Genomic DNA, 25,872 nt, shown 5'->3' with positions numbered 1-25,872 from the left:
CAGACCGGGCGGGCCGGGGGTTACTGACCGTAGTAAAACTGGTACTCTACCGTCCAGGGATCGTTGGGCGTCAGGCGAATAGAGCGGGCAGCGATCCGGCCAGCGGCATCGTAGTCCAGTTTGTATTCACGCCGGTAAACTCCAAACTGCCCTTTGGTTTCGATCAGGTTACTGGCATAGCCCATATTAGACGGATCGAGACCCGGAAAGTACAGCCCCGCGTAGGGATTGCGCTTATCGTCGTAGGTATACTCGGTAGCGTCGTCGAGCGTGCCCTGCCGGCTGAAGCGTTTGGTGCTGGCTGGTTTTCCCTGACTCCAGGTGGTAATCTGATAGCTGCTGTCGGCCAGGGTTGTCCGGCGATTGGTCGCTACGCTGCCCGCTGCATCGTACTGGTATTCGTCGACCTGTACAAGCCGGTACTGGCCTTCGCCGTCTTTCAGCCGCTGGTAGTGCAGCACCTGACCGATCTGGTTCTCGCCGTTGTAGCGGTACCGGATCACGTTCTGCGAATAGCTGGCGGGGCTAAGAGCCGATTGATTGGTGGCCCAATAGACCTGAACCAGCCGGTTTTGCTGGTATACGCCCAGGTAGTACTCATAGCCGAAGACCGTGGGTTCCAGGCTGGCCAACAGCCGCCCCTGCGCGTCGTAGGTGAATGTTTTCCGGGTCGGCTGGGTTCCGCGGCTTACTGCAATGGGTTTGTTGGCCGGGCCGCGGCCGTTGACGGCAATCTGGGTCACGTCGGGGCGCTCGAACCGGGCCAGGGTGTCGGGGTTGGTGGTCAGTTCGGTGGCAAGAACGAGGGACTGATCGGCCTCGGGTTCGGGTACAGAACAGTTGATCAAACCCAGTAGAAGCAGAGACCATAGGAGCCCCTTACGGATTGTTGGTTGCATAGGAACGTTGAGTCTGGAAACGATAAAGCGGTATTGAGTAGAACCCTGTGTTACTAAAATCGAAATAGTAGTTCTATCTACTAAACAGCAAAGAAAGCGAATCGGTTGGCTTTTCCCGATTTCTGCGCGGTAGTTTATAAAACAGATCAGCCCCAGACACAGCCGTTGCGTTGGCTATATCCGGGGCTGACCCCGTGTTCAGGAAGGTGGATGGTAGAAGCGGAGCCGCGTCTGTTGTTTAATTCATGGCGATCCGGCGGGTGCTTTCCGAGGGCTGGGCCGTGGCAATCGTCAGGGCGTGGCTCGTCGTCTCTACCCCGTTGCTGATTAGCAAGGTGTATGAGCCGTCGGGCAGACTGCTTACGTCCAGCCGACGACGTACCTGCTGCTGGCGCTTGCCTACCTGCTCCTGGTAGATCTCCTGACCCTGGCTGTTGACCAGCCGGATACTGACTTTGCCCCCCGACTGCTTGTCCAGACCGATCTGCACTTTGCCTTCGGCCGTGGTGTAGACCCCGCTCTGGTAGCTGGCCACGCTGGCGGGGCGGGTAGGGCGGGTGATGGGGTTGGCGCTGGCAGGAGCCACGCTGGCAACGGTGAGAGAGAGGGCAACAACGAAGGTGGTGATGAGCGTTTTCATGACTGGTGGTGTTTATGAGGGCTGGTGATTTGTGTCTGTTTTGATGAATCAAAGGTCGGCACCACCCCGCCCCCACCCTGTCACAAATGGGTCAATCCCTGCCACTTTTGAGAAAACCACCCCAATAGCCACCATAAAGTGGCTTATTTCTTTTTCCGGCAGCTGTCAGGGAAAAAACAATCAATCGTTTATCAACCAGTCAGCGGGAAATTGCCTGACCCGTTAACTTATATAGTAGTAGTGTAATAAGATTATGTTTACATGTATATATTCGTAAGTACATAAGCTTGTGTAGAAACAAGTCTATCCCAGCGTTTATGGTGCTTTCTTACACACCCGTTTACCGGCTCAACGCTATGAAACTAAGCCTTCTTGCCTGCCTGTGTTTAGTGCCCCTGATGAGTCTTGCTCAGGAAAAAACCTACGATGTGGCAGTAAGCTACGGAGCCTACACGAGCCCCAGCTTTAAACAGCATAAAGCGAGAGAATACTTTGCGGCTGATTTTGACTATCACCTTGCCGGACGCTGGACGATATCGTCTGGATTTATGACAGGTCGTTTTGATTACTTCGACGACATTCGTTCCAATGACCCGATGAGCCTTTTTAATCCCCAGGATGGTACCAATGCCCGGGGTTATCAGCTGTATGGCTATGGAATGGCTAAGTATTCACTTATCCGAACGGGCGGGTTTACGCTACAGGCAGGAGCCGGGATTGGCTTTTTCAATCAGCGACTGGAGTATCCTTATCGGGTAAACAACAGCACCGGTGGTGCCACGTACTATGCACAATCGTCTTTTACGGATCTGGCCCTTCCGGTGAGTCTGGAGGCCTACTATATAATCAGTCAACGGGTTGGTATAGGCCTGAAAACAGGGGGCTATATCGAACCGGATTTCCCTGTGGTTGGCCTACACATCGGCCCCCAACTCAGGATACGTCTGTAAAATATTCCATCGAAAAAACGGTAACGGCTTTCTCCGATACCGCCCCGGGTATATCGATGAGCAGGTAATCAAACCGCCCGCTTAGTTCGTGGTGATCCGGCGGGTGCCCTTTGCCAGTTAGGTTGTGGTCGCTACTTCGTTGCTAATCATGCCCATACAAGACCCGTTGACCGATTCAGCGCAGTATGTGTTTAGAAACAGATTTGCGGAACGGGCGCCGGCTGCTGTGCTACACGGCTATACTGCCTATTAGTTTATACAACAACCGGTGCAGCTGCTGCGCTTCCTCCAGCGAAATACCCAGGTTGCTCGTCAGTCGGCTGAGCACTTTGGGGGCTTCGGTGGCCAGTTGTTGCCCTTTCGGCGTAAGCGAAATAATTACGCTCCGTTCGTCTTCCTGAGAGCGAACCCGATCAATCAGGCCCATGGTCTGCATCCGCTTGAGCAGCGGGGTCAAGGTGTTGGACTGCAAATGCAGTTTTTCTGACAATACTTTCAGATTGACCCGGTCCGTTTCCCACAGGATCAGCAGAACCAGGTACTGCGGATAGGTCAGTCCCAGCTCGTCCAGAACCGGCTGGTAGCACTGGGTCACGAGCCGGGATGCTGCGTAGAGGGGAAAACACAGCTGGTTTTCCAGTTTGAGCGATTCATTGATCGTCATGGGTACAGCGCTGGATTTATGTTTGTTACCGGTGGGCCATCTGGTTTGATCTCCCGCCATGGGCTGTCTTTTTTCGGCGGACCGCCGTCACTTCGCAGCTGGCGATTGTCGATGCCGCCAGTAGGTAAGGCCGCCCGTTGACCACAGCGCCCATAAAATTAACACCGGCTGGAAGAAAAGCCGAATGAGCCGGGCCTGGTCGGAGTTGAGGTTGAACGCATTCGTGCCGTTCACGTATTGGGCAATATTGCCCGGGAAAATCAGCACGTAGAAGAGCGCCAGCGCCAAACCTACACTGACCTTCTGCCGGGTCCAGAAAACCATCGCCAGGCCGAGCGTCAGTTCGACCAGCCCCGACAACAGCACGACACTGTCTTTGCTGAAGGGGAGCCAGTCGGGCACCTGCGCCTGAAACTCGGCCCGCTGAAACGTCAGATGACCAATACCGGCCAGCAACATAAAAACTCCCAGCAGGATTCGGAAGCCATTTTGCAGCGCACTCGTCTTCGTTGTTTTCATGGTGGTAGGGGTAGGCAGTAAGCGTCCCGCATCAGCTACGGGACGCTGGTTATGATTAGATGACCTGCAACTGAACGTCGATATTGCCCCGCGTAGCGTTCGAATAAGGGCAAACCAGGTGCGTCTTTTCGACCAGTTGCCGGGCCTGCTCTTTATCGATGCCCGGAATCGTAACGGCCAGTGCCACCTGTAAACCATATCCACCCTGACCATTCGGAATCAGGCCCACTGTTGCCTTTACGCTGGACGGAGCCTCCGGTTTCACCTTAGCCTGCCCCATGACCAGGTTCAGGGCACTGTCGAAACAGGCCGCGTAGCCGGCTGCAAACAGCTGCTCGGGGTTGGTATGTCCACCGGCTCCGCCCAATTCCTTTGGCGTACGAACCTGCAGATCAAGAATGCCATCTTCACTTTGTACGTGCCCGTTCCGACCGCCGGATACGTTTACGCTCGTTTCATATAACGCGTTCATAATTTATATCGTTAAAGATTATATCGTTTACGATACAAATGTAGCAACGGCAGCCTTCCAATCCAAACCTGTTTTTTTACGGTTCATGCTGATGTACCTGTAGCATCGGCTCAACCTGCTGATCTGCTGCGTATTTTTGGGACGAACTGCCCTCTTCCCGCTCCTGTGAAAGCCCTCTGGCACGACCTGCGCCACTACCTCCGCACCGACTACCGGCCCGATCTGTACGGCGCTACGGCGGCCTGGCTACTGCTGCTGCTCGCCGTCAACTACTCCCTCGATCTCGAAGACTCGTACATCGACATCTACCAGGGACGACCCATCTGGCCGGTGCTCTACGCTGGCCTCTACGCGCTCTGCTATTACGGGAGTGTCTGGCTCTGGACCCATTTTCACCAACGCGCCGACCTCTGGCAAAGCCGCGATTTCTGGCTACGCAGCAGCACGGCACTGGTCTGCTACTCGATCTATTCGGGTTTCTACGGGCACGTGGCGCTGAGCCGGCAGCTGTTCGGGGGCGAGGTATTCGTCTTTCTGTACTACTGCCTGCACAACCTGCAATCGGTGCTGACCATCGTGCTGCCGCTGTACGTCTTTTACCGGCTGGTCGACCAGCGCCTGAACCCGTCGGCTTTCTACGGCATGGCGCCCAAGCGGAAAGGGCTGGCTCTGTACGCGCTGCTGCTGGCGCTGATGGTACCGCTAATCACGCTGGCGTCGTTCCAGCCCGACTTTCTGGCCTCCTACCCAACCTACCACGACACCGGCGCCAACGCGTTTTTCGGGGTTCCGGAATGGGTTACGGCGCTCGTGTACGAGTTCTGCTACGGCTGGGACTTCGTACCGACCGAGTTGTTGTTCCGCGGGTTTCTGGTCATCGGCATGAGCCGGGTCATGCGCGGGCCCGTACTGCCGATGGTGGTCTGGTACTGCGCCATTCACTTCGGCCGGCCGCTGGGCGAAGCGGTTTCGTCCGTCTTCGGGGGCTACCTGCTGGGCGTACTGGCGCTGAGCACCCGCAGCATCTGGGGGGGGCTGCTGATCCATATCGGCATTGCCTGGGGTATGGAACTGGCCGCTTTTCTGCAAAAGGCCGGGCGCTGACCCTACGGGGGCGGCTACCGCAGCAAGGGAGAAACGCGGGTGCCGATCAGGTCGATAGCGTTCATGAGCTGCTGGTGGCTCAGCCCGGCATTGTCCATCTGGAACGTAACCCGCGAGATACCCCCCAGCGCTTCGCTGTGCCGGAGAATCTTCTGCGCCACCTCTTCCGGACCGCCTACCAGCAGTGCCCCGCGTTCGCTGTTCATGGCGTCGAAATGGGCACGGGTAACGGGTGGCCAGCCACGCTCTTTGCCGATGCGGGTAAAGGTTTCGGCATAGCCCGGGTAAAAGTCGGCGATGGCTTCCTGGGTCGTGTTGCCTACGTACCCGATCGAATGGAGCCCCACCTGCAACTGCTCCGGCGCATGACCCGCCCGCCGTCCGGCTTCGCGGTACAGGTCGACCAGGGGCCGGAACCGATGCGTTTCGCCACCAATAACGGCTACCATGAGCGGCAGGCCCAGCACCCCCGCCCGAACAAACGACTGGGGTGTGCCGCCCACGCCGATCCAGATCGGGAGCGGCTTCTGTAACGGCCGGGGGTAAATGCCCTGTCCGGTCAGGGCGGGTCGGTACTGGCCCGACCAGTGTACGGCTTCGTTGTCGCGGATGGTGAGCAGCAGGTCGAGTTTTTCGGAGAAGAGCGCGTCGTAGTCGTGCAGGTTGAGGCCGAAGAGCGGAAACGATTCGGTAAAGGAACCCCGCCCCACAACGAGTTCGGCGCGTCCTCGGGAGATCAGATCGAGGGTAGCGAACTGCTGAAACACCCGCACCGGGTCGGCTGCGCTCAGGACCGTTACTGCGCTCGTCAGCCGGATCTGGCGGGTACGGGCAGCCGCAGCCGCCAGGATGAGCGTAGGCGCCGAGTCGAGAAACTCCGGCCGGTGGTGCTCGCCGATACCGAACACGTCCAGCCCAGCCTGATCGGCCTGTTCGATTCGGTCAATCAACTGATTCAGAGCCTCCGAATCATTGGATACGGGGCGGTTACCGGCCTGCTGAAACGCGGCCGCAAAACTATCTATACCTACCTGCATACGACAGATTGAAAATAAGCTGTTACTTTCAGCCTGTCTGGGTAATGCTTTCGCCGGGTTTGTAGTTCATTCGGCAGGAGGGTATACTGTCTGTTCGTTACTTTTTACGCCCATGTTAGATCTGATCATTGACGCCCGACCCGCTTCGCTCGGAAATGGATTTACCGTAAAACGCATTTTGCCCTACCGCCTGCGCCGTATGCTGGGCCCGTTTATCTTCATGGATCATGGCGGGCCGGTCAGCTTCAGCCCCGAGCAGGCACCCAGCATGGACGTGCTGCCCCATCCGCACATCGGTTTGTCGACGGTCAGCTACCTCTTCGACGGGCAGGTTACCCACCGCGACAGTCTGGGTGTACAGCAGATTATCCGGCCGGGCGAGGTTAACTGGATGACGGCGGGCCGGGGCATTGCCCATTCCGAACGGTTCGAAGACCCGGCCACGCTGGCGGGTGGCTCGCTCGAGATGATACAGACCTGGGTGGCCCTGCCCGAAGCCGACGAAGAAAGCGCGCCCACGTTCGAGAACTACCAGCCCGACCAGCTGCCGGTCTTTACCGACACGGGCGTCTGGCTGCGTCTCATTGCGGGCGATGCCTTCGGGCTGAAAAACGGGGTCAAAACCCACTCGCCCCTGTTTTACGCCCACGTTGTTCTGCAGCCGGGGGCGCGTTTTGGCCTGCCGGTGGGTTTTCCTGAGCGGGGCGCTTACGTAGCGAAGGGAAGCGTGGAGGTAAACGGCCATACGTACAGCGCCGGGCAGCTGCTGGTGTTTACCCGCGGCATCGACCCGATTCTGGTGGCTAAAGAAACCTGCACGCTCATGCTGCTTGGGGGCGAACCCCTGGGCGAGCGCTACATCTGGTGGAACTTCGTCTCGTCGCGGCTCGACCGGATCGAGCAGGCCAAAGCCGACTGGCAGGCGGGTCGTATTGCGCTGCCTCCCAACGACAATGCCGAGTTTGTACCGCTGCCCCAGGACAAGTCAAGGCCCGCCGGTACGCCCCCTCCGCAACCGCTATCCTGAGTTTACGGCTTTGTAGCCACCGAAAACCGTATAACGACCCGAACCTACGGCTGCGCCAGCCCCAGGTCGAGCAGGGTTCGCTTGATGGCCGCAATCCGCTGCTGGCGCTGCAGCACGTTGGGCGGGGCTACCCGTTCCAGACAGTCGGTCAGGCGGCAGCGCTCGCAGGATTCGTTCACCTCCCGCCGGTTCAGGGCCGGGTCGTTCAGGAACCGGATGCGCGCCCGCGAACTTTCATCGACCAGCACACCCAGCGCCACGCTATGGTTCAGGTGCCGGATGGGGGTCAGCGGCCGCGTAAACGACATAATCAGGTAGGTATTCTGCGAATCGATGTAATCTGACAGCTGCGCCCGTACCAGCGGGGTCTGGTAGGCCCTGGCCCGCAGCACCTCTTCCAGCTCGTGCAGACTCGTCAGCGACACCCAGCGCCGGCAGTAATGCTCGTCGGTAGTGCCGTGCGGATTGTGCAGCCGCGACAGGTGGATTTCGCGGGTCAGGTTCACCACGGGGCTGCTGGTCTCCTGCTCGAACCGCAGAAACACCAGCTGATCGACCCCGAAGTAATGCGGCAGCAGGTTGCTCATCCGCAGCAGGAGCGTTTCGGGCGTGGCCTGAAACTGGTCGAGCATAGCCGTCAGAGCCGCCGAAGCCTCCTTCCAGGTCGACAGATTGAGTAACTCATCCAGCCGGGCGCGCAGAGCCTCCCGCCGAATCAGAATGGCCCCGGCAAAGTACGACGCCTGAAAGTTGTTCAGCACCTGCTCAAACGAGCTCACCTCCACCCAGGTCGACGTGAGGGGGCGGGCGGTCAGGTTCATGTACTGAAACGCCAGCTCGCGGCCCAGCGTAAACGCCCGCTGATCGGTAGTGAGGGTCTGGTTCAGCAGCAACCGCTTTTCGTGGGGTATATAGACCGACCGGAGCCGCGTCAGGGCGGGCTGGGTTTTCTCGTTGAACAGCTCGATATGATAGCCGTAGTGGTCGCTGAGGTAGTCGCTCAGGAACGTATCGCTCACAATAACCTCTGTCGGCAACCCGCTCTCGCGCAGAAAGGCATCGGCCGCTTCTTCGATGTCGGCGAAGTAATTATCATGCATCTCCTGGTAGGTCCGCATGACGGTGAAGTAAAAATGGGGCAGGTCTACGTTGTAGTTCCGGGCCATTTCGACTACGGTGCTGATGAAGGCACTCAGCTTGACGGGGGCCTCCGATAGCAGCTCCAGCAGATCGCCCGGCTCAATGCCGAACATGTTCAGGGGTAGCTCGGTCAGCAGATTGGAGCGGAGCAACTGGTAAATAGGCTCCATTTTTTTGTTGAGCTGAAGCGATACCAGCGACTCATAGGTCGTATCCATCGCTTTGGCCAGCCCGATGATCTTCTCGGTCTTGGGATATTTCTTCCCTTTTTCGATCTCGTTGATATAAGACTGAGATACGCCTGCCCGCTCAGCCAATTCAAACTGCGTCAGCGATTTATCGAGCCGCATCTGCCGGAGTTTCAGCCCGAAAAGCAACCGTATGTTGCTGGAATTAAGGTCCATTCGCTCAAAAGTTGAAGGAATAAAGGTACGGATTTGCTGATTTATAGCAAGTTTTCAAGATTTAGCGATAAATCGCTTGTTTAATGTATTATCGCAAAATATCTTTGAAACACTTCATCACATTGTCTCAAAACATCACCAAAAACCAGTCATCTATGGAAGCTTTACTCGTGCCCCCAGTAGCGTTTGCCAGTGATCGTTCATGGCTCCGATTGCCTACCGATGTTCACCTGCTCGAGGATCTCGCTCCCGATGACCTGGTTGCCGAAATTCTGGCCAACGGCGAAGGCCAGCTGGCCGACACCGGCGCGCTGGTTTGCCAGACCGGCCGTTTTACCGGCCGGACTCCCAAAGATCGGTACATTGTCCGCGACGCGCAGACGACAGATACCATCGACTGGGGCGACGTGAACCAACCGTTCTGCGCCGACGCTTTCGATCAGTTGGAGGAGCGGATGCTGGCCAGCCTGAGCGGTCGCAAGGTGTATACCCGCTACGCCCGGGCCGGTGCCCTGCCCGAATACAGCGTTCGGCTGCGCATCATTACTACACTGGCCTGGCACAATCTGTTCAGTTATAATATGTTTCTGCGGCCAGACGCCACCGAACCGACCAACGGCCCCGTTGACTTCACGATTATTGTGGACCCGGCGTTTACAGCCAGTCCGGCCATCGACGGCACCCGCAACGCCAACTTCACCATCCTGAACCTGTCGAAAGGGGTTATCCTGATTGGCGGTACGGGCTATGCCGGCGAGATCAAGAAAAGCGTTTTTTCGGCACTCAACTACAGCCTGCCCCTCCAGCACGGCGTACTGCCGATGCACTGCGCGGCCAATAGTGGCAAAGATGGCGATACGGCCCTGTTCTTCGGCCTGTCGGGAACGGGAAAAACAACCCTTTCGGCCGACCCCACCCGCCACCTCATCGGCGACGATGAACACGGCTGGGCCGATAACGGACCAGACGAACCGGCCATCTTTAACTTCGAAGGCGGCTGCTACGCCAAGGTCATTAACCTGACCCGCGAGAACGAACCCGAGATTTATGACGCCATCGGGCCGGGGGCTATCCTGGAAAATATCCGCTTTGTTCCCGGCACTAACACCGTTAACTACGCCGACGGCTCGGTTACCGAGAATACGCGCTGCTCATACCCGATCGATCACATCCGCAACGCCCGGCAGCCCGCGGTCGGACCGGCCCCCAAACATATATTCTTCCTGTCGGCCGACGCGTTTGGGGTGTTGCCTCCGCTGTCGCGGTTAACGTCCCAGCAGGCGCTCGACTTCTTCCTGCTGGGTTATACGGCGAAAGTGGCCGGTACCGAACAGGGGGTCAGCAGCCCTACGGCGACCTTCTCACCCTGTTTTGGGGCCGCTTTTCTGCCCCTGCCCGCCCGGCAGTACGCAACGCTCCTGAAGCAGCGCATCGAACAGTACGGTACGCAGGTCTGGCTGGTCAATACGGGCTGGAAAGGGGGCGGCTTCGGCGTTGGAAAACGGATGGCCCTGTCTCATACCCGCGCCATGATCCAGGCAGCCCTGACCGGCGCGCTCGACGATGTTCCGTTCGGTCAACATGCCGAATTTGGCCTGTCTATTCCCAAGCGCTGCCCCGGCGTGCCGATGGAGCTGCTTAACCCGATCGATACCTGGCAGTACAAAGGCATGTACACGGCCGCAGCCAGACGACTCGCCAATGCCTTCGCCGAGAAACTGAAAGAAATCTAGCCGTTCGCGGTATGGATGCCGTGGCCGTCTCAGCCCCGGCATCCATACCGCACCTACGACTGTCTGATGGCTATCAAAAGATCTTGCCGCCCGATTCGTACAGGCGTACCGGTCGGGATGCCAAGTCGATGTCCATCAGTAACCTGGTTCCGGCATTCATACCCTTTCCCCGTTGACCGTAACGAAACCTTCCTGGTAACAGACGCATAAACCATTCTTAACATGACGGTTCAACACACGCTTAACGGCTCGGATACAGCCGCGTTTGGGTTACCCATTGGCATTACCCTCGACCGGTTCATCAAACGGCAGCAAAGCCAGTTTCCATCGGCCGTGGGCGACCTCTCCCAACTCCTGCGCGACATTGCGCTGGCCAGCAAGATCGTAAACCGCGAAATAAACCGGGCGGGGCTGTCGGGGCTGGCCGGTACAGCAGGCAGTACCAACGTGCAGGGTGAGATGCAGCAAAAGCTCGACCTGGCAGCCCATATCCGGTTCGTACGGGCCTTCAACAACGGGGGCGAAGTGGCGGGCATTGTTTCGGAAGAAGAGGAAGAGATCATCTATACCGAGTACCCGACCGGCAAATACGTGGTGGCGCTCGACCCGCTCGATGGCTCCTCGAACTTCGACACCAATGTATCGGTCGGTACTATTTTTTCGGTCTACCGGCGTGTATCGCCCGTTGGCAGCCAGCCCACCGAAGCCGATTTCCTGCAGGGCGGTCGGCGGCAGGTAGCGGCCGGGTACGTGCTTTACGGCCCCTCTACCATGCTGGTATTCACGACCGGCAACGGCGTCAATGGCTTTACCTACGATCCGTCGCTGGGCGAGTTCATGCTGTCGCACCCCCTCATCCAGTGCCCGGCCGAGGGACGAATCTATTCCTGCAACGAAGGCTATTTTTCGACCTACGACGAGTCGGTACGCGCTTACCTGAACCAATGTCGGGACCGGGGCTGCTCGGCGCGTTACATCGGCGCGTTCGTGGCCGACTTTCACCGCAACCTGCTCAAGGGTGGTATTTATCTGTACCCCGGCACCAGTACCCAGCCCGACGGCAAAATCCGGCTTTTGTACGAAGCCTACCCGATGGCCTGGCTGGCTGAACAGGCGAACGGGCAGGCCATTTCGACCAGCCAGCCCATCCTCGACGTTCGGCCCGACGCGCTGCACGCCCGTACGCCCGTTTTTGCGGGGTCTACGCAGATGGTAACCGAGCTGGCCGGGTTAGTGAGCAATCAGAATCTGTCGGGTCAGCACCGCATCGCCCAGGTTGAGCTGTAGCCGGTAAAGGCCGGTCGTCAGCGAGCTCAGGTCGATCTGTCGGTTGAATGATGTACCGGATACGGGCAGCGTAGTATGCCATACCAGCCGGCCGGTCAGGTCGGTGACGCGCAGCTCGGCCCGGCCAATGGGTTTGTGATAATCGGCCCGTACAGTAAGGAGGCCACTGGTGAGGGGGTTCGGAAAAACCGTAACCGAGGCCGCGCTGACGGGTTCGTTCCCCAGCACGATGGGCGGGGGCGGCACCTGAATCCGCAGGTTGTCGATGGCCCAGCCCCAGCCGAAGTTGATCCGATCGATAAACAGCCTGAACCGGATCAGGATCGTCTCTCCCGCCCGGAACCCGCCCGCCCCGATGAGCGGAATGGTCCGGCGTTTGTAGAGCGCGGGCAACCCGACCGTGTTCGAGTTTCGCTCGCCGATCTGGGTGCCGTCTACCAGATTACGGTTATAAGCCGCCAGCCAGTCGGTCTGGTCGAGTGCGTTGTAGCCATCTACCAGGGGCCGCCAGCTGCGACCGTTATCGTTCGAGCCCTCAACGATGCCGTAGTCGTTAAAGCCCGGTTCGCCAAAACGGGTGCCATACTCAGCGGGCTGAATCAACGCAATCTCATCGAAGCGGATCACCGCACTGTCGGGGTTGGCGGCAATGCGAATCGGGACCAGCAGCGTGGCTTCGGCCTGGGTCCGGCCCAGGTAATCGGCTCCGTTGCGGTAGGGGTGATCGGAGTGCAGCGCCGGATCGCTAAATCCCGAAGGCTGGTTCAGGTTCAGGCCCGCCGTGGCGAAATCGCTGGCTACCGTAGCCGCTTCCTGAAAAGACGTCACGTACCGATCCCGAGCTGGCTGCGGAGCCACTACCCGTAGCTCATACGTACCCGAGGCCGGACTGTAGGCCAGATTTCGGTTGCGGGAGCCATCGCGGGCTACAATCCGGTAGGTGATTCGGTCGCCAGCTTTGAGCGAATTGGCCGGGAAGCTGATCCGGCTCATGTAGAGGCTATCGTATCTAACACCGTTAATCGTGGCTGGCTGACGGGGCAGCGGCAGGTTGGGCTGCGCAACCCCATTGATCTGATACTCGACAAATGCCGATTCGACCCCCGTAATACGATCGTCGGCAATCAGGGCGCTGATGGGCAGGCTATCGACCACGGCGACATTCAGAATCAGATTCTTAGCCGGACTGTAGCGGATCGTGGGTGGCACCAGGTCGGGACCAGCCAGCACCCGATAGAGGGCCTGCGCGCCCGCCGGTAATTTGCCGGGATTGGTAAACGTACGGCCCGACACATCCTGCGCTGAGAGGTAGTACCAGACTTCGCCCTGGGCCTGGGCGGCCGGGAGCGTGGCTCTGAACTCGCCCGTTGTGCCAACCTGCGTCATGGGTACGGCTATAACGGCCGTGTCGCCGGTCGCCGGCTGGGATTTCCGGTAGAACAGCCGTACGGAATTGGGCGCGTAGGCCGTGTCGCTGACAATACGGGCGCTGAAGACCAGATCTTTAGGATCTTCGCTGTTCTCGAGCGGAGTGTGCAGCACCGAGGTCGTTTTCCACTCCAGATCGGCCAGCGTGGTGAGGGTAATCTGACCCGGGCTATGGGTAGCCTCGCCCAGCTTCAGCCGGGGCCGCATGAGCCGGTTGAGGCTATCGTTGCTGTAGCTGTCTTCGTTCAGATGGTACAGGCTGACGGCGCGGTCGAACGGGCGCAGGGCCGACAGCCGCGGCAGCCGACGGCCAAACTGACGAACCAGCAGCGGTCCGTTCAGAAACAGGTTGTTGTTGGTCAGAAACGAACCCAGCGCGACCGACCCGCCCGGCATCGAACTCATGTCGGCCACCGGTCGTACGGCCGGGCCATTGTCGATCCCGTTTATGATCAGGTGATCGTAGACCGAAGGCAGACCCGCCGAGTAGTACCCTACGCTGTTAACAACGTCGAAGAAACCAATGAATCCCAGCCCATGCGCTATTTCGTGCAGCGCAGCCGTAACGAGATCGGGCTGGTTGGGGGGTGTTTTGCCGTCGGTACCGTAATACCACTCGTTGTTACGGTTGAACTGCGCTACGATATCGGGTTCGCTATCACTGTTAAGCGCCCGGCGGGCCACTTTTTCGGCCAGCGCCACGGGGTAATAGCCGTATCCTTTCTGCACCCCATCAGCACCAGCCCGGTAGCTGGATGGGCCGGCCGCGCCCAGCACACCCGGCTCCTGACTGATCCAGCTGGCCTGAATCCGGATCGGTACGGGCGAGGCAATCTGCGTAGCCCAGATGTCGACGGCGTACTGAAACGCCCGTTGGGCTTCGGGGGTAAAATTTCGATAATCGACGATAAACTGCGCCGTTGGAGCCGCCTGCCGACCGTTCGACGCTTGGCGGGTGCGGAGAAAAGCCTCGGGGGGCGGCACCGAGCCAGACCCGTTCTGACCCGACAGGTAACAAACCACCCGGGGACCTGGAACCGCGCTGGCGCCCGACGTCCGCAGCTGCCGCACAAACGCCTGGTACGGGATAGACGGATCGGGCGGAGTAGCGCGTACCGGCTGTGCCGACGCCCGGAACGGACAGAGTAAACCAATCAGCAACAGAGCGCCGACAGGCGCGGTTGCTGGTTTCCATTGGAACATAAGCGTGAGTAGAGGGAGCACAAAGCGGGTTGAATATAGCGGACAAATCCCGCAAAGCAGGCATCAGCCCCTCTACTCCGCCGTTTACCTTATCTTACGACACCTCGGCCGAGCGCTTCAGTACCAGCGCCACCGAGTTCAGACAGTAGCGCATGCCCGTTGGCGGAGGCCCGTCGTTGAAGACGTGTCCCAAGTGCGCATCGCACACATTACAAAGCACTTCGACCCGGATCATGCCGTGGCTGAAGTCTTTCTCCAGCCGGATGCGATCGGCCTCGATGGGCTCGGTAAAACTGGGCCAGCCCGTGCCCGACTCGAACTTGGTGGTCGACTCAAACAACTCCGTACCGCAGCAGACGCAGGCATACAGGCCGGGGTCGTGGGCTTCGCAGTACTCGCCCGTAAACGGCCGTTCGGTGCCTTTGGTACGGGTAACCCGGTATTGCTCCGGCGTCAGTTGCTGCCGCCATTCGTCGTCGGTCTTGATGACTTTCTGGATCATGTTTGCTCTCGTTTGTTGAACTATGGGTACAAACCAATAACCGAAAGGGGTCTGATTTGTGTTCATACGGTCGTAAATTTGCGGCATCACTCGCATGACGACCCGCCAGATACTTCAGCAATTTTGGGGATACGACACCTTCCGGCCGTTGCAGGAAGAGGTTGTCGGCGCCGTGCTGGCCCGGCAGGACTCGCTGGTCCTGATGCCGACCGGGGGTGGCAAATCGATCTGTTTCCAGGTGCCGACGCTGGCTATGAAAGGCGTTTGTATTGTGGTCACGCCCCTGATTGCGCTCATGAAAGACCAGGTCGAGCAGTTGCGCCGACGGGGTATTCCGGCCGCGGCCATCTATTCGGGCATGCATTACCGCGAGATCGATACGGTGCTGGACAACTGCATCTACGGCAATACCAAGTTTTTGTACCTGTCGCCCGAGCGGCTCCGGACGGAGATCGTGATCGAGCGCGCCAAACAGATGACGGTCTGCCTGCTGGCGGTCGACGAAGCCCACTGCATATCGGCCTGGGGCTACGACTTCCGGCCGCCCTACCTGCAAATTGCCGAGTTCCGCGACCTGCTGCCCGACACGCCCATCATTGCCCTGACGGCATCGGCTACGCCCGACGTGCAGACCGATATTGTCGAGAAACTTGCCCTGCGCGAGCCCCGCGTGTTTCGGCAAACCTTTGCGCGGCCCAACCTGTCGTACTCGGCCCTGTCTGAAGAAAACAAGGAAGACCGGCTAATTCGGGTGCTGGAGCGGGTGCCGGGCTGCGCCATCGTCTACGTCAGAAGCCGGCGGCAAACCCAGCAGATTGCACAGCTGCTGCAACGCCAGAACATCTCCGCCGATTTCTACCATGCCGGGCTGACCACCCAGCAACGGACCGACAGGCAGGATGCCTGGATTCAGGACCGGACCCGGGTCATGGTGGCGACCAACGCGTTCGGGATGGGCATCGATAAACCGAACGTTCGGCTGGTGGTTCACCTCGACGTGCCCGACTCGCTCGAAGCCTACTACCAGGAAGCGGGTCGCGCCGGACGCGATGGGCAAAAAGCCTACGCGCTGATGCTCTACACCCAGAACGATCTGGAAAGCCTGCGCTTTCGTACCGAACAGCTGTATCAGCCGGTCGAGATGCTGCGCCGGGTGTATCAGGCGCTGGCCAATTATACGGCCGTGCCGGTTGGCGGGGGCGAGTTTGCCAGCTACGATTTCGACCTGGCTACCTTTACCAACACGTTCAGCCTCCCCCCGCAGGAAACCCATTATGCGCTCAAGCAGCTCCAGCTAGAAGGGTTCATTCAGCTGAACGAAAACTATTTCCATCCGTCGCGGCTAACGCTGTCGCTGGATAACCGGCAGCTGTACGAGTTTCAGGTGCTGAATCCCCGGTTCGATTCGTTTATCAAACTGCTGCTTCGGCTGTATGGGGGCGAGCTGTTTACGGATTTCATCACGATTTCGGAAACAACCCTGGCCCGCGCTTTCCTGATCGACCAGCGCGAGATCGAGGCCCTGCTGACCCAGCTCGACCAGCGGGGGGTAGTTATTTACGAGAAGCAGAAAGATAAGCCCCAGCTTACATTCCTGACGCCCCGCCACCACGCCCCCGACCTGCCGGTCAATGTACCCGAGCTGAACCGGCGCAAAGAGCTGGCGCTCCGCAAAGTACAGGCCGCTACGATCTACGCCGAACACCCGACCCAGTGCCGCACACGCCTGCTGCAGGCCTACTTCGGCGAAAAAACCGGCGAAGCCTGCGGCATCTGCGACAACTGCATCCGGAAGAAAAAGAAAGCCGACCCCGCCACCACTGCCGTCCGTGACCAGGTCCGCGACTACGTAGCACTGGCCAACGGACCGGGTATCTCGCCTAAGCAGCTGGCCCACCATTTCGCCCAGACCGACGCCGACACCCTGGCCCAGACCATCCGGCAGATGCTGGCCGAAGAAGAAATTGCCTACACCAAAAGCGGCAACCTAACGCTCAGAATTCAGTAACCCCCGCCATCGCCCACTCCTGACCCGCGCAAAATTACCGAGGTCCGCGTTTCACCAAACTACGCGCCTGGTCACCCTGGTCCGTGCGGTCGGCGCTCCACCGTGGTCCTCCACCGTCCACCGTGGTCCGTGTCCCCACGGACCACTCATGCGTCAGCAACTGTCTGCTACCGACAAAACTATCCGAACAAGTGGTCCGTGTCCTCACGGACCACTCATGCGTCAGCAACTGTCTGCTACCGACAAAACCGTCCGGACAAGTGGTCCGTGGGGACACGGACCACGGTGGGGGCGCCGACCGCACGGACCACGGCAGCCAATAGATCATAGTGGAGGGAACAGAGGCTTCATCTTAACCAAATCGCTCGGCGTAGTGGGTCAAAAAGCCAAACTCATCCTCGTTCGTCTCGTAGAAGCGAGCGGATGACCACTTGTAGGCATCGGGCCGGGTGGCCAGGTTCCAATGCGCCTGCAATGGATTATTGTGAATGTAATCAATCTTTTGCAGCACTTTGGCAGGCGTATCCATATGTATAGCCAACGCGTCGCGTTGCCAGAAACCATAGGTTCGCTTACCCTCCTGGGCGAGGAAATAGGGTAATACCTGCGGATGATGAACTTTAAGATCGGCGAGAAACTGATGGCTTGTAAATTTATTGAAGCTGGCATGCGGCATTTCTTTGCCATTCGGCTCCCGCAACTCCCAGATGACATGCAGATGGTTAGGCATAATCACAAAGGCATAGACAGTGATCTTGCCCCGATCAACTAACTCACCCCAGCAGTCGATGATCACCTGCTTATACTTATCCTGAGTCAGCAGACGCTTCCAGTTATGAATGGTATTTGTCCAGAAATACACCCGTTCCAGCTCCATTTGCGAGTTACGGGGTGCGTTAAATAAAGGATTGTCTGCCATCGCCGAGCTAGTTTGTGATGGCTGACGCAGGAAATACTCGAAAGACACAATTTTTGACCAGCCGAGTGTCCTGCGGTCGGCGCTCCCCCTCCACCCTGGTCCGTGTCCCCACGGACCACTCATGCGTCAGCAACCGTCTGCTACCGACAAAACCATCCGGACAAGTGGTCCGTGGGGATCGGAGCGCCGACCGCACGGACCACGGTAGCCAATAGATCATAGTGAAGTGAACAGGGGCTTCACCTTAACCAAATCGCTCTCCACCCTCCACCCTGGTCCGTGTCCCCACGGACCATTCATGCGTCAGCAACTGTCTGCTACCGACAAAACCATCCGGACAAGTGGTCCGTGAGGATCGGAGCGCCGACCGCACGGACCACGGTAGCCAATAGACCGTAGTGAAGTGAACAGAGGCTTCACCTGGGCTTCACCGTGGTCCATGTCCTCACGGACCACTCATGCGTCAGCAACCGTCTGCTACCGATAAAACCATCCGGACAAGTGGTCCGTGAGGATCGGAGCGCCGACCGCACGGACCACGGTGGGGCAGTGTCCACGCAGTTGACACGAACCACAACAAGCTTCACCGTGATCCGTGTCCCTTCACTGTGGTCCGTGTCTTAACGGACCACTCATGCGTCAGCAACAAGCATTATTAATAAAACCATCCGGACAAGTGGTCCGTGTCCCCACGGACCACGGTGAAGACCACGGCCGCAGGCATTACCAAACCGGCTTACTAATCACACCCACGCCACATAAACAGCCATAAACAGCCTTATTTGGCCGGTTCTCTTTGCTATTCGTCCCAGCCTGGTGCGGTTCGTCCCTTTAGTTTGGTAACCAGACAGCCAGCGCTGTAGGTTTGTATCGTCGGCCAACAAAGGCCCGACGATAAACCAGCTCCCGCGATGAAAACCCTGGCTACCCTTTTCTTTTTAATGCTATCGATGCTCACCAGCCCGTTCGCTTTTGCCCAGACCACCGACTCGACCGCCAGGACCTACACGGTGACGGTAGTCGTTCCCAACGTAACCCATCGCAGCGGTACCATCCGCGTCGGCGTGGCCAATAGCGAGGCTACCTTCAACGGCGAATCGTTTAAAACATCCGTGGTCAACGTACCCGCTTCGGGCGAGGTGCAGGTCACGCTGACGGGCCTGCCGGCGGGGCGCTACGCCGTACGGCTCATGCAGGACCTCAACGGCAACGAAAAGATGGATTACAACGGCCAGATGCCCGCCGAGCCATTCGGATTTTCGAACGTGACGATGCTGATGGGACCGCCCAGCTTTGGCCAGTGCGCGTTCGATCTCAACGAAAATAAACAGATCCGGGTGGGCCTTATGGAAATGTAGCCGATCAGTAGGAGCCCGACAGGGCGCTAAACCTTTTGTAGGGTTATCTAGTCAATAGGTTAACTGCCAGCGATCGTTGATCAGGCAGATGACTAACGAAACAGACAATCACATGATACGAATAGCGCTTATAACCTTGTCTTTGAGTAGCGTATCAGCAGCCACACTGGCTCAGGGCAACTCTTCACTGGTACAGGCAGGTATGGAACTGATCAGTGCGTACACCCTCAACGACGCCCAGGTAGCCTCGGTGGCCAAACAGGCGGTTCAGCAGATGGATGCCAAATATCCGGTGGCAGCCGCTAACGATCCGTACACCCTACGGCTGAACCGCATCGTGGCCCGGCACCAGAAGGTAGGCAACCTGCCCATCAACTATAAAGTCTATAAAACCGCCGATGTCAACGCGTTTGCGACGGCCGACGGCAGCGTGCGCGTCTTTAAGGGGCTCATGGATCTGATGACCGACAACGAGGTGCTGGCCGTTATCGGTCACGAAATTGGCCACGTCGCCAACCGCGACTCGCGCGATGCGATGAAAGCCGCGCTCAAACGCTCGGCCATCCGTAACGTAGGGGCTTCGCAGTCGGGCGTAATTGGTCAGCTCTCGCGGTCGCAGCTGGCCGGCATGACTGACTACATTGTCGGGGCTTCGTTCAGCCGCAAACAGGAAACCGAAGCCGACGACTACAGCTACGCGTTTTTGAAACGAAACGGCTACAGCGTCATGCCGCTGGCTTCGTCGTTCGAGAAGCTGGCCCAGCAGGGCGGCAGCGGAGGCCCAGCCTTCCTGTCGACTCACCCCGATAGCAAAGCCCGCGCCCAGCGCATCCGCGACCGGGCCCGCAGCGAGGGGATTGCCCGCTAGGCATTTCTGCCAATTCATAAAGCCCGCTCGTTTGTGGCCCCTGCTGAACCCCGCGGTTCGGCAGGGGCCTTATTTTTTGTGTCTGACTGGCTCAACAAAATATTGGCACATTCAGTTACTTACCCGTGCCACAGCGGCATTTCTACTCAACGACTTATGGAAACAACCGAATTCCGGCCCACATCGGAGGAAATTCCAGGCCAAAAATTACCCTATCCGGCTCGTCAGTCCGACATGGCCCCGGCGCCCGACTCCGACCTGTCAAACTACAAACCCGCTGGTAAACTCACCGATCAGGTGGCCCTCATTACGGGTGCCGACTCTGGCATTGGCCGGGCCGTGGCCCTGGCTTTCGCGATGGAGGGCGCCAGCGTGGCGATCGTCTACAACGAAAACACCGACGACGCGAAGTACACCCAGCGGCTGGTCGAAAGTAAAGGCCGCCCCTGCCTGGTCATTCAGGCCGACGTGCGCCAGAAAGCCGCCTGTGAAGATGCCGTACGGCAAACGGTCGAGCGCTTCGGCAAACTGAACGTACTGGTCAACAACGCGGCCTACCAGATGGCGCAGCAGAAACTGACCGACATCAGCGAAGAGCAGCTCCGCCGTACGTTCGACACCAATATTCTGGCCTATTTCTTCATGGCCCAGGCCGCCCTGCCGCACCTCCAGAAGGGCGATGCGATCATCAACACCGGCAGTATTGTCGGCATCGTCGGCAATAAAATCCTGGTCGATTATACCGCTACGAAAGCCGCTATTCATGCGTTTACCAAATCACTGGCGCTGCAACTCGGCGACCAGGGTATCCGCGTCAACTGCGTAGCCCCCGGCCCCGTCTGGACGCCCAACATTCCGGGCACGATGCCCGTGGAGGAGGTCAACAATTTCGGTCACGAAGTGGCCCTGGCCCGGCCCGGTCAGCCCGAAGAGCTGGCACCGGCCTATGTGCTGCTGGCTTCGTCGGATGGCTCGTTCATGACCGGCAGCATCGTTGAAGTTACGGGCGGAAAGCTCGGCTAATCCACTCAAAACCAAACGCTCCCATGTTCCACCCAGCCAACACCATTCGATCGTTGTTACAAACCGACCTGGTCACTGCACCAACCCGAGAGGCACTGAACAGCCGGTTGAACGCACCACCGCGCCAACCCACGTTTTTCTCCGCCGACGAGTTCGCCCTGCTGCAGGCCGTATGTGATCGACTGGTTCCGCAAGAGGGGCGGGAGCCGTCGCAACGCATCGACATCGCCAGCGGTATCGACCTGCGGTTGTCCGAGAACAAGTCGAACGGCTGGCGGTACGACGACATGCCGCCCGACGGCGAAGCGTATCGGCTGGGGTTGCGCGGGTTCGACGAAAGTGCGCAGGCCTGGTTCGGGCAGCCCTTCCGGAATCTCTCGCCCGAACAGCAGGACGAGGTGCTGGCCGCGGTACAGGCGCTGGAAGCTCCCGGCTCTACCTGGGATATCCTGCCCGCCGATCATTTTTTCGAGGAGTTGCTGGCCGAAGCCGTCGAGAATTACTACAGCCATCCCCTGGCCCAGGAAGAGATCGGGTATGTCGGTATGGCCGACGCCCCCGGCTGGCAACGGATCGGGCTCAACAACCTCGAAGACCGCGAAAAGAAAGCCAATTCCCCGACCTGACCGACCCGCGACCCGGTTACCGTGGTCCGTGTCCTCACGGACCACTCGCGCGTCAGCCATCCATCGGTTTTTGCGGGTCAGTTGCTGTCGCATAAGTTGTCCGTGAGGACACGGACCATGGCAACAATGACCCAAGAGACACCGCTCAAACAACTGTAAATCAACCACAAACGCATACCCCTGCAGGAAACACACTAGCCACTACATGACCACTACCCATGATATTGTCGACGCCGTTGTGATTGGAACCGGGGCGGGTGGCGCTCCGTTGCTGGCCCGGCTTGCCAGGGCTGGCCTGCGTGTCGTTGCGCTCGAAGCGGGCCGACACTGGAACCCGAAACTGGATTTTGCGACCGACGAGCGGGCGCAGGATAAGCTCTTCTGGAACGACGAGCGACTGAGTGCCGGTCAGGACGCGCTGGCGTTCGGTAATAACAACTCCGGTACCGGCGTAGGCGGCTCAACGCTGCATTATACGGCCTACACCCCCCGCGCCCAGCCCGACGACCTCCGCATCCGAACCGAGTTTGGCGTGGGCGAAGACTGGCCCATCGAGTTTGATGACCTGGCCTCGTATTACGAGGAGGTTGAACAGTTTCTGGGCGTGTCGGGCCCGTCGCCTTACCCGTGGGGCCCCGCCCGCAACCGGGGCTACGCCCTCGGACCACTGCCCGTCAACGGCGCCGGTCAGCTGATGGAGCGGGGATGCCGGACGCTGGGCATCCGAACCTCGCCGGCGGCCAATGCAGCGCTTTCGGCCGGCTATTACCAGGAAGGCGTTGGGCACCGGCCGGGCTGTACGAACCGGGGTTTCTGCCAGGCGGGCTGTACTGTAGGAGCCAAGGCGAGTATGGACGTGACCTATATTCCGCTGGCTCTCCACTACGGGGCCGAGGTAAGGCCGGAGTGTTTCGTGACCCAGCTTGTCCGGAACGCATCGGGCCGGATCAGCGAGGTAGTTTATATCCGGAACGGGCAGGAAGAACGGCAGCGGTGCCATAACGTGTTCCTCTGCGCCGGTGCCATCGAGACGCCCCGGCTGTTGTTGCTCAACGGCATCGGAAACAGCAGCGGGCAGGTTGGCCGCAACCTGATGGCCCATACCGCCCTGCAGCTCTGGGGCGAGTTCGACGAAGATATCCGGCCCTACAAAGGCATTCCCGGCGCCATCATCTCCGAAGATACCCACCGCCCCACCAACGCCGACTTCGTGGGCGGCTACCTCCTCCAGTCGATCGGTGTCATGCCCCTGACCTACCTCAGCCAGATGGCGCGGGGACGCGGGCTATGGGGTCCGGCGCTGAAACAGGCCGCTTCGGCATATAACCACGTAGCGGGCATCAACATCCTGGGCGACTGCCTGCCGTACGAGCACAACTACCTCGAGCTATCCGACGAAACCGACAGCCGAGGCCTGCCCAAACCGCGCATATTTTTCTCGAACGGCGAAAGCGAAGAACGCATGACGGCCCATGCCGACCAGCTTATGCGGCAAATCTGGGACGCGGCCGGCGCCTGTAACGTCTGGACATTCCCGCGCAATGCGCACATCATCGGCACCTGTCGGATGGGCAATAACCCCGATACCGCCGTGGTAAATGCCGACGGCCGGTCGTTCGACATTCCGAATCTGTACATCAGCGATAATTCTACATTCCCGAGCGCGCTCAGCGTCAACCCGGCTTTGACGATCATGTCGCTGGCCCTGCGCACCGCCGATAAATTTTTAACGAGCCAGCGAGGAACGGCCTGATCGGTCGGTCGATGCCTGCTCTCTTATTCTTTGTACCTATGAATTTTCTGGATAACATAAAAAAGCGCTTCGGCGACGGTAACTACGACGGTGATGAGTTCGGCGGAGCGGGTGGCCACGATGGCAGCGGACTTCCTGACGGGAACCCGGGCAACTTCATGTTCGCGACCGGCATTGAATGTTCATATCCGACTATCAAAAACGGCACCGTTCGGCGCGACCAGCTGCGCGAGTGCGGCCACTACGACCGGTACAAAGAAGACCTGGGGCTGGTGAAAGAAATGGGGCTGAACGTACTGCGCTACGGGCTGCCTTATTACAGCATGCACAAAGGCCCCGGCCAGTTCGACTGGGAGTTTGCCGATCTGGCCATGGCCGAAATCAAACAGCTCGGTATCACGCCGATTCTGGACCTGATGCACTTCGGCGTTCCGGACTGGATCGGCGATTTTCAGAATCCCGAGCTTCCGGTTCATTTCTCCGATTTCTGCGCGGCCGTTGCCGAACGCTACCCCTGGGTACGCTACTATACGCCCGTCAATGAAATCTACGTAACGGCCCGGATCAGCGGTAAAGACGGTGTCTGGAACGAACAGTTGAAAACCGACCGGGGCTTCGTTACGGCGCTGAAGCACTGCGTAGCCGCCAGCATCATGGGCAACCAGCAGATTGCCAAGCGCCGAAACGACTGCGTCATTGTGCAGAGCGAAAGCGCCGAATACATCCACGAACTCTGCGCCACGCCCTCGGCCGCTACGCAGCTGGATAACGAACTGCGGTTCCTGTCGCTGGATCTGCTCTACGCCAATCCGCCCTCGACCACCGTGGGTATGTACATGATGGACAACGGCCTCACCCGCGAGGAATATAACTGGTTCATGGCTGGCAAACCGCCGGGCTACCAGATCATGGGCAACGACTACTACGGCCGTAATGAGCGCATCAAACTGCCCGACGGCCGGGTCGAGACGTCGATGGACGTACTGGGCTGGTACGAAATCACCCGCGACTACTACGAGCGATACCACATGCCCGTGATGCATACCGAAACCAACGTATTCGAAGCGGATCAGGCGCCCATATGGCTTTACAAACAGTGGGTCAGCATCATGCGCATGCGTCGCGACGGGGTTCCGGTGCTCGGCTTTACCTGGTACAGCCTCATCGATCAGATCGACTGGGATTCGCAGCTGGGCGAGCTGAATAACCACGTCAACGAGTGTGGCCTGTTCGATCTTGACCGGAAGCCCCGCCCCGTTGCAGAAGCCTATAAGAGCCTGCTAAAAGAGTTTGGCCAGATCACCATCGTTCCCTACGGCGAGATTCTGGAGGTGACCGATCGACCCGCCCGCTTAAAAGTATCTGTCTGATGCGCCATCCTGCCAATTCTATCTACCTGAACGTTCGCGAGCAGGGTCAGGGCAGCCTGACCCTGCTGTTCATGCACTATTTCGGCGGCTCGTCGATGGAGTGGCAGCGGGTCATGAATCAGCTGGCCGACCGTTACCACTGCGTAGCCCTCGACCTGCGCGGCCACGGTTACTCCGACGGGCCCGAAACGGGGTATTCGGTAGACGACATGGCCGACGATGTGGAGGAGCTCGTCAAAACAATGGGCATCGGGCCCTACGCACTGGTCGGGCATTCGATGAGTGGTAAGGTAGCCCTGGCCGTAGCCGCCCGGCAGCCTGCCAGCCTGCGTCAGCTGATACTGGTATCGCCCTCGCCCCCCAGCCCCGAACCCATTCCTGACGACGAGCGGCAGAAACTCCTGACCGGACACGGCCAGCGGGCATCGGCCGAGAAGACGCTCAAGAACATTACCGAAGTAGCCGTTTCGGGCGATGCGAGCGAGCAGATCATTACCGACGACCTCCGCACCGCCAAACCCGCCTGGGACGCCTGGCTGCAACACGGCAGCAACGAAGACATTACGGACCGGATGAGCCGCATCACGGTTCCGGTCGCCATCATCGTCGGGTCGGAAGACCGCGCGCTCCCGCCCGATGTGCAGGAAACCATGGTGAAGCCGTTCCTGCCGCGGGCCACCATCACCCGCTGCAACGGGGCCGGCCACCTCTTGCCCTGGGAAATACCCGACCAGTTAGCGGCTTTTATCGCAAAAAAAGTTGCCGAATAATTTCCGCAAGAGTAGGTAATGTATTTACCTTTGTGGCCCATTCGGGGTGTAGCGCAGCCTGGTAGCGCGCTACGTTCGGGACGTAGAGGTCGTGGGTTCGAATCCCGCCACCCCGACAAATAAACGAAGCGTAGCCTGATGGCGCGCGACGAAAACGACATAACGATT

General features: G+C 58.9%; 23 protein-coding genes and 1 tRNA gene. 14 read left to right on the top strand and 10 right to left on the bottom strand.

The window, feature by feature from the left end; genetic code table 11:
- Positions 1 to 20: 20 nt before the first annotated feature.
- Together EQG79_RS18400 and EQG79_RS18395 are read right to left on the bottom strand one after the other, a co-directional pair.
- Complete coding sequence (locus tag EQG79_RS18400; protein WP_129603102.1) at positions 21 to 848, bottom strand: hypothetical protein; 828 nt, start codon at positions 846 to 848, stop codon at positions 21 to 23.
- Positions 849 to 1,137: 289 nt separating this feature from the next.
- Complete coding sequence (locus tag EQG79_RS18395; protein ID WP_129603100.1) at positions 1,138 to 1,539, bottom strand: T9SS type A sorting domain-containing protein; 402 nt, start codon at positions 1,537 to 1,539, stop codon at positions 1,138 to 1,140.
- 356 nt (positions 1,540 to 1,895) lie between these two features.
- Here EQG79_RS18395 and EQG79_RS18390 point away from each other — a divergent pair, with 356 nt between their 5' ends.
- Positions 1,896 to 2,489 (top strand): hypothetical protein, encoded by a 594-nt coding sequence (locus EQG79_RS18390; RefSeq protein WP_077924226.1) that lies wholly within the window; start codon positions 1,896 to 1,898, stop codon positions 2,487 to 2,489.
- 229 nt (positions 2,490 to 2,718) lie between these two features.
- On the opposite strand, the gene EQG79_RS18385 is transcribed toward EQG79_RS18390, so the two are convergent.
- The 3 genes from EQG79_RS18385 to EQG79_RS18375 all read right to left on the bottom strand — a co-directional run bounded on the left by EQG79_RS18385 (position 2,719) and on the right by EQG79_RS18375 (position 4,144).
- Positions 2,719 to 3,153 (bottom strand): MarR family winged helix-turn-helix transcriptional regulator, encoded by a 435-nt coding sequence (locus tag EQG79_RS18385; protein WP_170315658.1) that lies wholly within the window; start codon positions 3,151 to 3,153, stop codon positions 2,719 to 2,721.
- 87 nt (positions 3,154 to 3,240) lie between these two features.
- Complete coding sequence (locus EQG79_RS18380) at positions 3,241 to 3,672, bottom strand: DoxX family protein (RefSeq protein WP_129603098.1); 432 nt, start codon at positions 3,670 to 3,672, stop codon at positions 3,241 to 3,243.
- A 55-nt stretch (positions 3,673 to 3,727) separates the two neighbouring features.
- Positions 3,728 to 4,144, bottom strand: a complete 417-nt coding sequence (locus EQG79_RS18375; protein ID WP_129603096.1) for an organic hydroperoxide resistance protein — start codon at positions 4,142 to 4,144, stop codon at positions 3,728 to 3,730.
- 165 nt (positions 4,145 to 4,309) lie between these two features.
- On the opposite strand from EQG79_RS18375, the gene EQG79_RS18370 reads away from it, so the two are divergent.
- Positions 4,310 to 5,248, top strand: coding sequence for a CPBP family intramembrane glutamic endopeptidase (locus tag EQG79_RS18370; protein ID WP_129603094.1), 939 nt, complete (start codon positions 4,310 to 4,312; stop codon positions 5,246 to 5,248).
- 14 nt (positions 5,249 to 5,262) lie between these two features.
- Here EQG79_RS18370 and EQG79_RS18365 read toward each other — a convergent pair whose 3' ends face one another.
- Complete coding sequence (locus tag EQG79_RS18365; RefSeq protein ID WP_077924154.1) at positions 5,263 to 6,285, bottom strand: LLM class flavin-dependent oxidoreductase; 1,023 nt, start codon at positions 6,283 to 6,285, stop codon at positions 5,263 to 5,265.
- Between the two features lie 112 nt (positions 6,286 to 6,397).
- On the opposite strand from EQG79_RS18365, the gene EQG79_RS18360 reads away from it, so the two are divergent.
- Positions 6,398 to 7,312, top strand: a complete 915-nt coding sequence (locus tag EQG79_RS18360) for a pirin family protein (protein WP_077924155.1) — start codon at positions 6,398 to 6,400, stop codon at positions 7,310 to 7,312.
- 44 nt (positions 7,313 to 7,356) lie between these two features.
- Here EQG79_RS18360 and EQG79_RS18355 read toward each other — a convergent pair whose 3' ends face one another.
- The gene (locus EQG79_RS18355; protein WP_077924156.1) at positions 7,357 to 8,856 is read right to left on the bottom strand and encodes a helix-turn-helix domain-containing protein; all 1,500 of its coding nucleotides are present in this window, start codon (positions 8,854 to 8,856) and stop codon (positions 7,357 to 7,359) included.
- A gap of 155 nt (positions 8,857 to 9,011) precedes the next feature.
- Here EQG79_RS18355 and pckA point away from each other — a divergent pair, with 155 nt between their 5' ends.
- On the top strand, positions 9,012 to 10,589 hold the full coding sequence (gene pckA, locus EQG79_RS18350) for a phosphoenolpyruvate carboxykinase (ATP) (protein ID WP_129603092.1): 1,578 nt from the start codon (positions 9,012 to 9,014) through the stop codon (positions 10,587 to 10,589).
- Positions 10,590 to 10,811: 222 nt separating this feature from the next.
- A complete protein-coding gene (fbp, locus tag EQG79_RS18345) occupies positions 10,812 to 11,876 on the top strand; it encodes a class 1 fructose-bisphosphatase (protein ID WP_077924158.1) in 1,065 nt (354 codons plus the stop codon).
- Here the strand turns inward: fbp and EQG79_RS18340 are convergent.
- Entirely contained in the window at positions 11,820 to 14,528 is a 2,709-nt protein-coding gene (locus tag EQG79_RS18340; protein WP_165358922.1) for a T9SS type A sorting domain-containing protein, read from the bottom strand. The genes fbp and EQG79_RS18340 overlap by 57 nt on opposite strands.
- 73 nt (positions 14,529 to 14,601) lie before the next feature.
- A complete protein-coding gene (msrB, locus tag EQG79_RS18335; protein WP_077924160.1) occupies positions 14,602 to 15,009 on the bottom strand; it encodes a peptide-methionine (R)-S-oxide reductase MsrB in 408 nt (135 codons plus the stop codon).
- 94 nt (positions 15,010 to 15,103) lie between these two features.
- Here msrB and EQG79_RS18330 point away from each other — a divergent pair, with 94 nt between their 5' ends.
- Complete coding sequence (locus EQG79_RS18330) at positions 15,104 to 17,017, top strand: RecQ family ATP-dependent DNA helicase (RefSeq protein ID WP_129603088.1); 1,914 nt, start codon at positions 15,104 to 15,106, stop codon at positions 17,015 to 17,017.
- 352 nt (positions 17,018 to 17,369) lie between these two features.
- Here EQG79_RS18330 and EQG79_RS18325 read toward each other — a convergent pair whose 3' ends face one another.
- Positions 17,370 to 17,936 (bottom strand): transposase, encoded by a 567-nt coding sequence (locus EQG79_RS18325; protein WP_240699389.1) that lies wholly within the window; start codon positions 17,934 to 17,936, stop codon positions 17,370 to 17,372.
- Between the two features lie 911 nt (positions 17,937 to 18,847).
- Here EQG79_RS18325 and EQG79_RS18320 point away from each other — a divergent pair.
- From EQG79_RS18320 to EQG79_RS18285, 8 genes are all read left to right on the top strand, one after another.
- Positions 18,848 to 19,294, top strand: coding sequence for a DUF2141 domain-containing protein (locus EQG79_RS18320; RefSeq protein WP_129603086.1), 447 nt, complete (start codon positions 18,848 to 18,850; stop codon positions 19,292 to 19,294).
- A gap of 142 nt (positions 19,295 to 19,436) precedes the next feature.
- A complete protein-coding gene (locus EQG79_RS18315) occupies positions 19,437 to 20,162 on the top strand; it encodes a M48 family metallopeptidase (RefSeq protein WP_317126257.1) in 726 nt (241 codons plus the stop codon).
- A gap of 156 nt (positions 20,163 to 20,318) precedes the next feature.
- Positions 20,319 to 21,185 carry an SDR family oxidoreductase gene (locus tag EQG79_RS18310; RefSeq protein WP_129603084.1) on the top strand — a complete coding sequence of 289 codons (867 nt, stop codon included), beginning with the start codon at positions 20,319 to 20,321 and terminating at the stop codon, positions 21,183 to 21,185.
- 23 nt (positions 21,186 to 21,208) lie between these two features.
- A complete protein-coding gene (locus tag EQG79_RS18305) occupies positions 21,209 to 21,811 on the top strand; it encodes a gluconate 2-dehydrogenase subunit 3 family protein (RefSeq protein ID WP_129603082.1) in 603 nt (200 codons plus the stop codon).
- A gap of 205 nt (positions 21,812 to 22,016) precedes the next feature.
- The gene (locus EQG79_RS18300) at positions 22,017 to 23,564 is read left to right on the top strand and encodes a GMC family oxidoreductase (RefSeq protein WP_129603080.1); all 1,548 of its coding nucleotides are present in this window, start codon (positions 22,017 to 22,019) and stop codon (positions 23,562 to 23,564) included.
- 38 nt (positions 23,565 to 23,602) lie between these two features.
- A complete protein-coding gene (locus tag EQG79_RS18295) occupies positions 23,603 to 24,934 on the top strand; it encodes a family 1 glycosylhydrolase (protein WP_129603078.1) in 1,332 nt (443 codons plus the stop codon).
- Complete coding sequence (locus EQG79_RS18290) at positions 24,934 to 25,704, top strand: alpha/beta fold hydrolase (RefSeq protein WP_129603076.1); 771 nt, start codon at positions 24,934 to 24,936, stop codon at positions 25,702 to 25,704. Before EQG79_RS18295 ends, EQG79_RS18290 begins: the two co-directional genes overlap by 1 nt.
- Positions 25,705 to 25,746: 42 nt before the next feature.
- A tRNA-Pro gene (locus EQG79_RS18285) sits at positions 25,747 to 25,820 on the top strand.
- Positions 25,821 to 25,872 lie beyond the last annotated feature (52 nt).

The sequence above is a fragment of the Spirosoma sordidisoli genome, assembly GCF_004138325.1.
GTDB classification, from domain to species: Bacteria; Bacteroidota; Bacteroidia; order Cytophagales; family Spirosomataceae; genus Spirosoma; species Spirosoma sordidisoli.
This window is presented reverse-complemented; position numbering and strand designations above follow the sequence as displayed.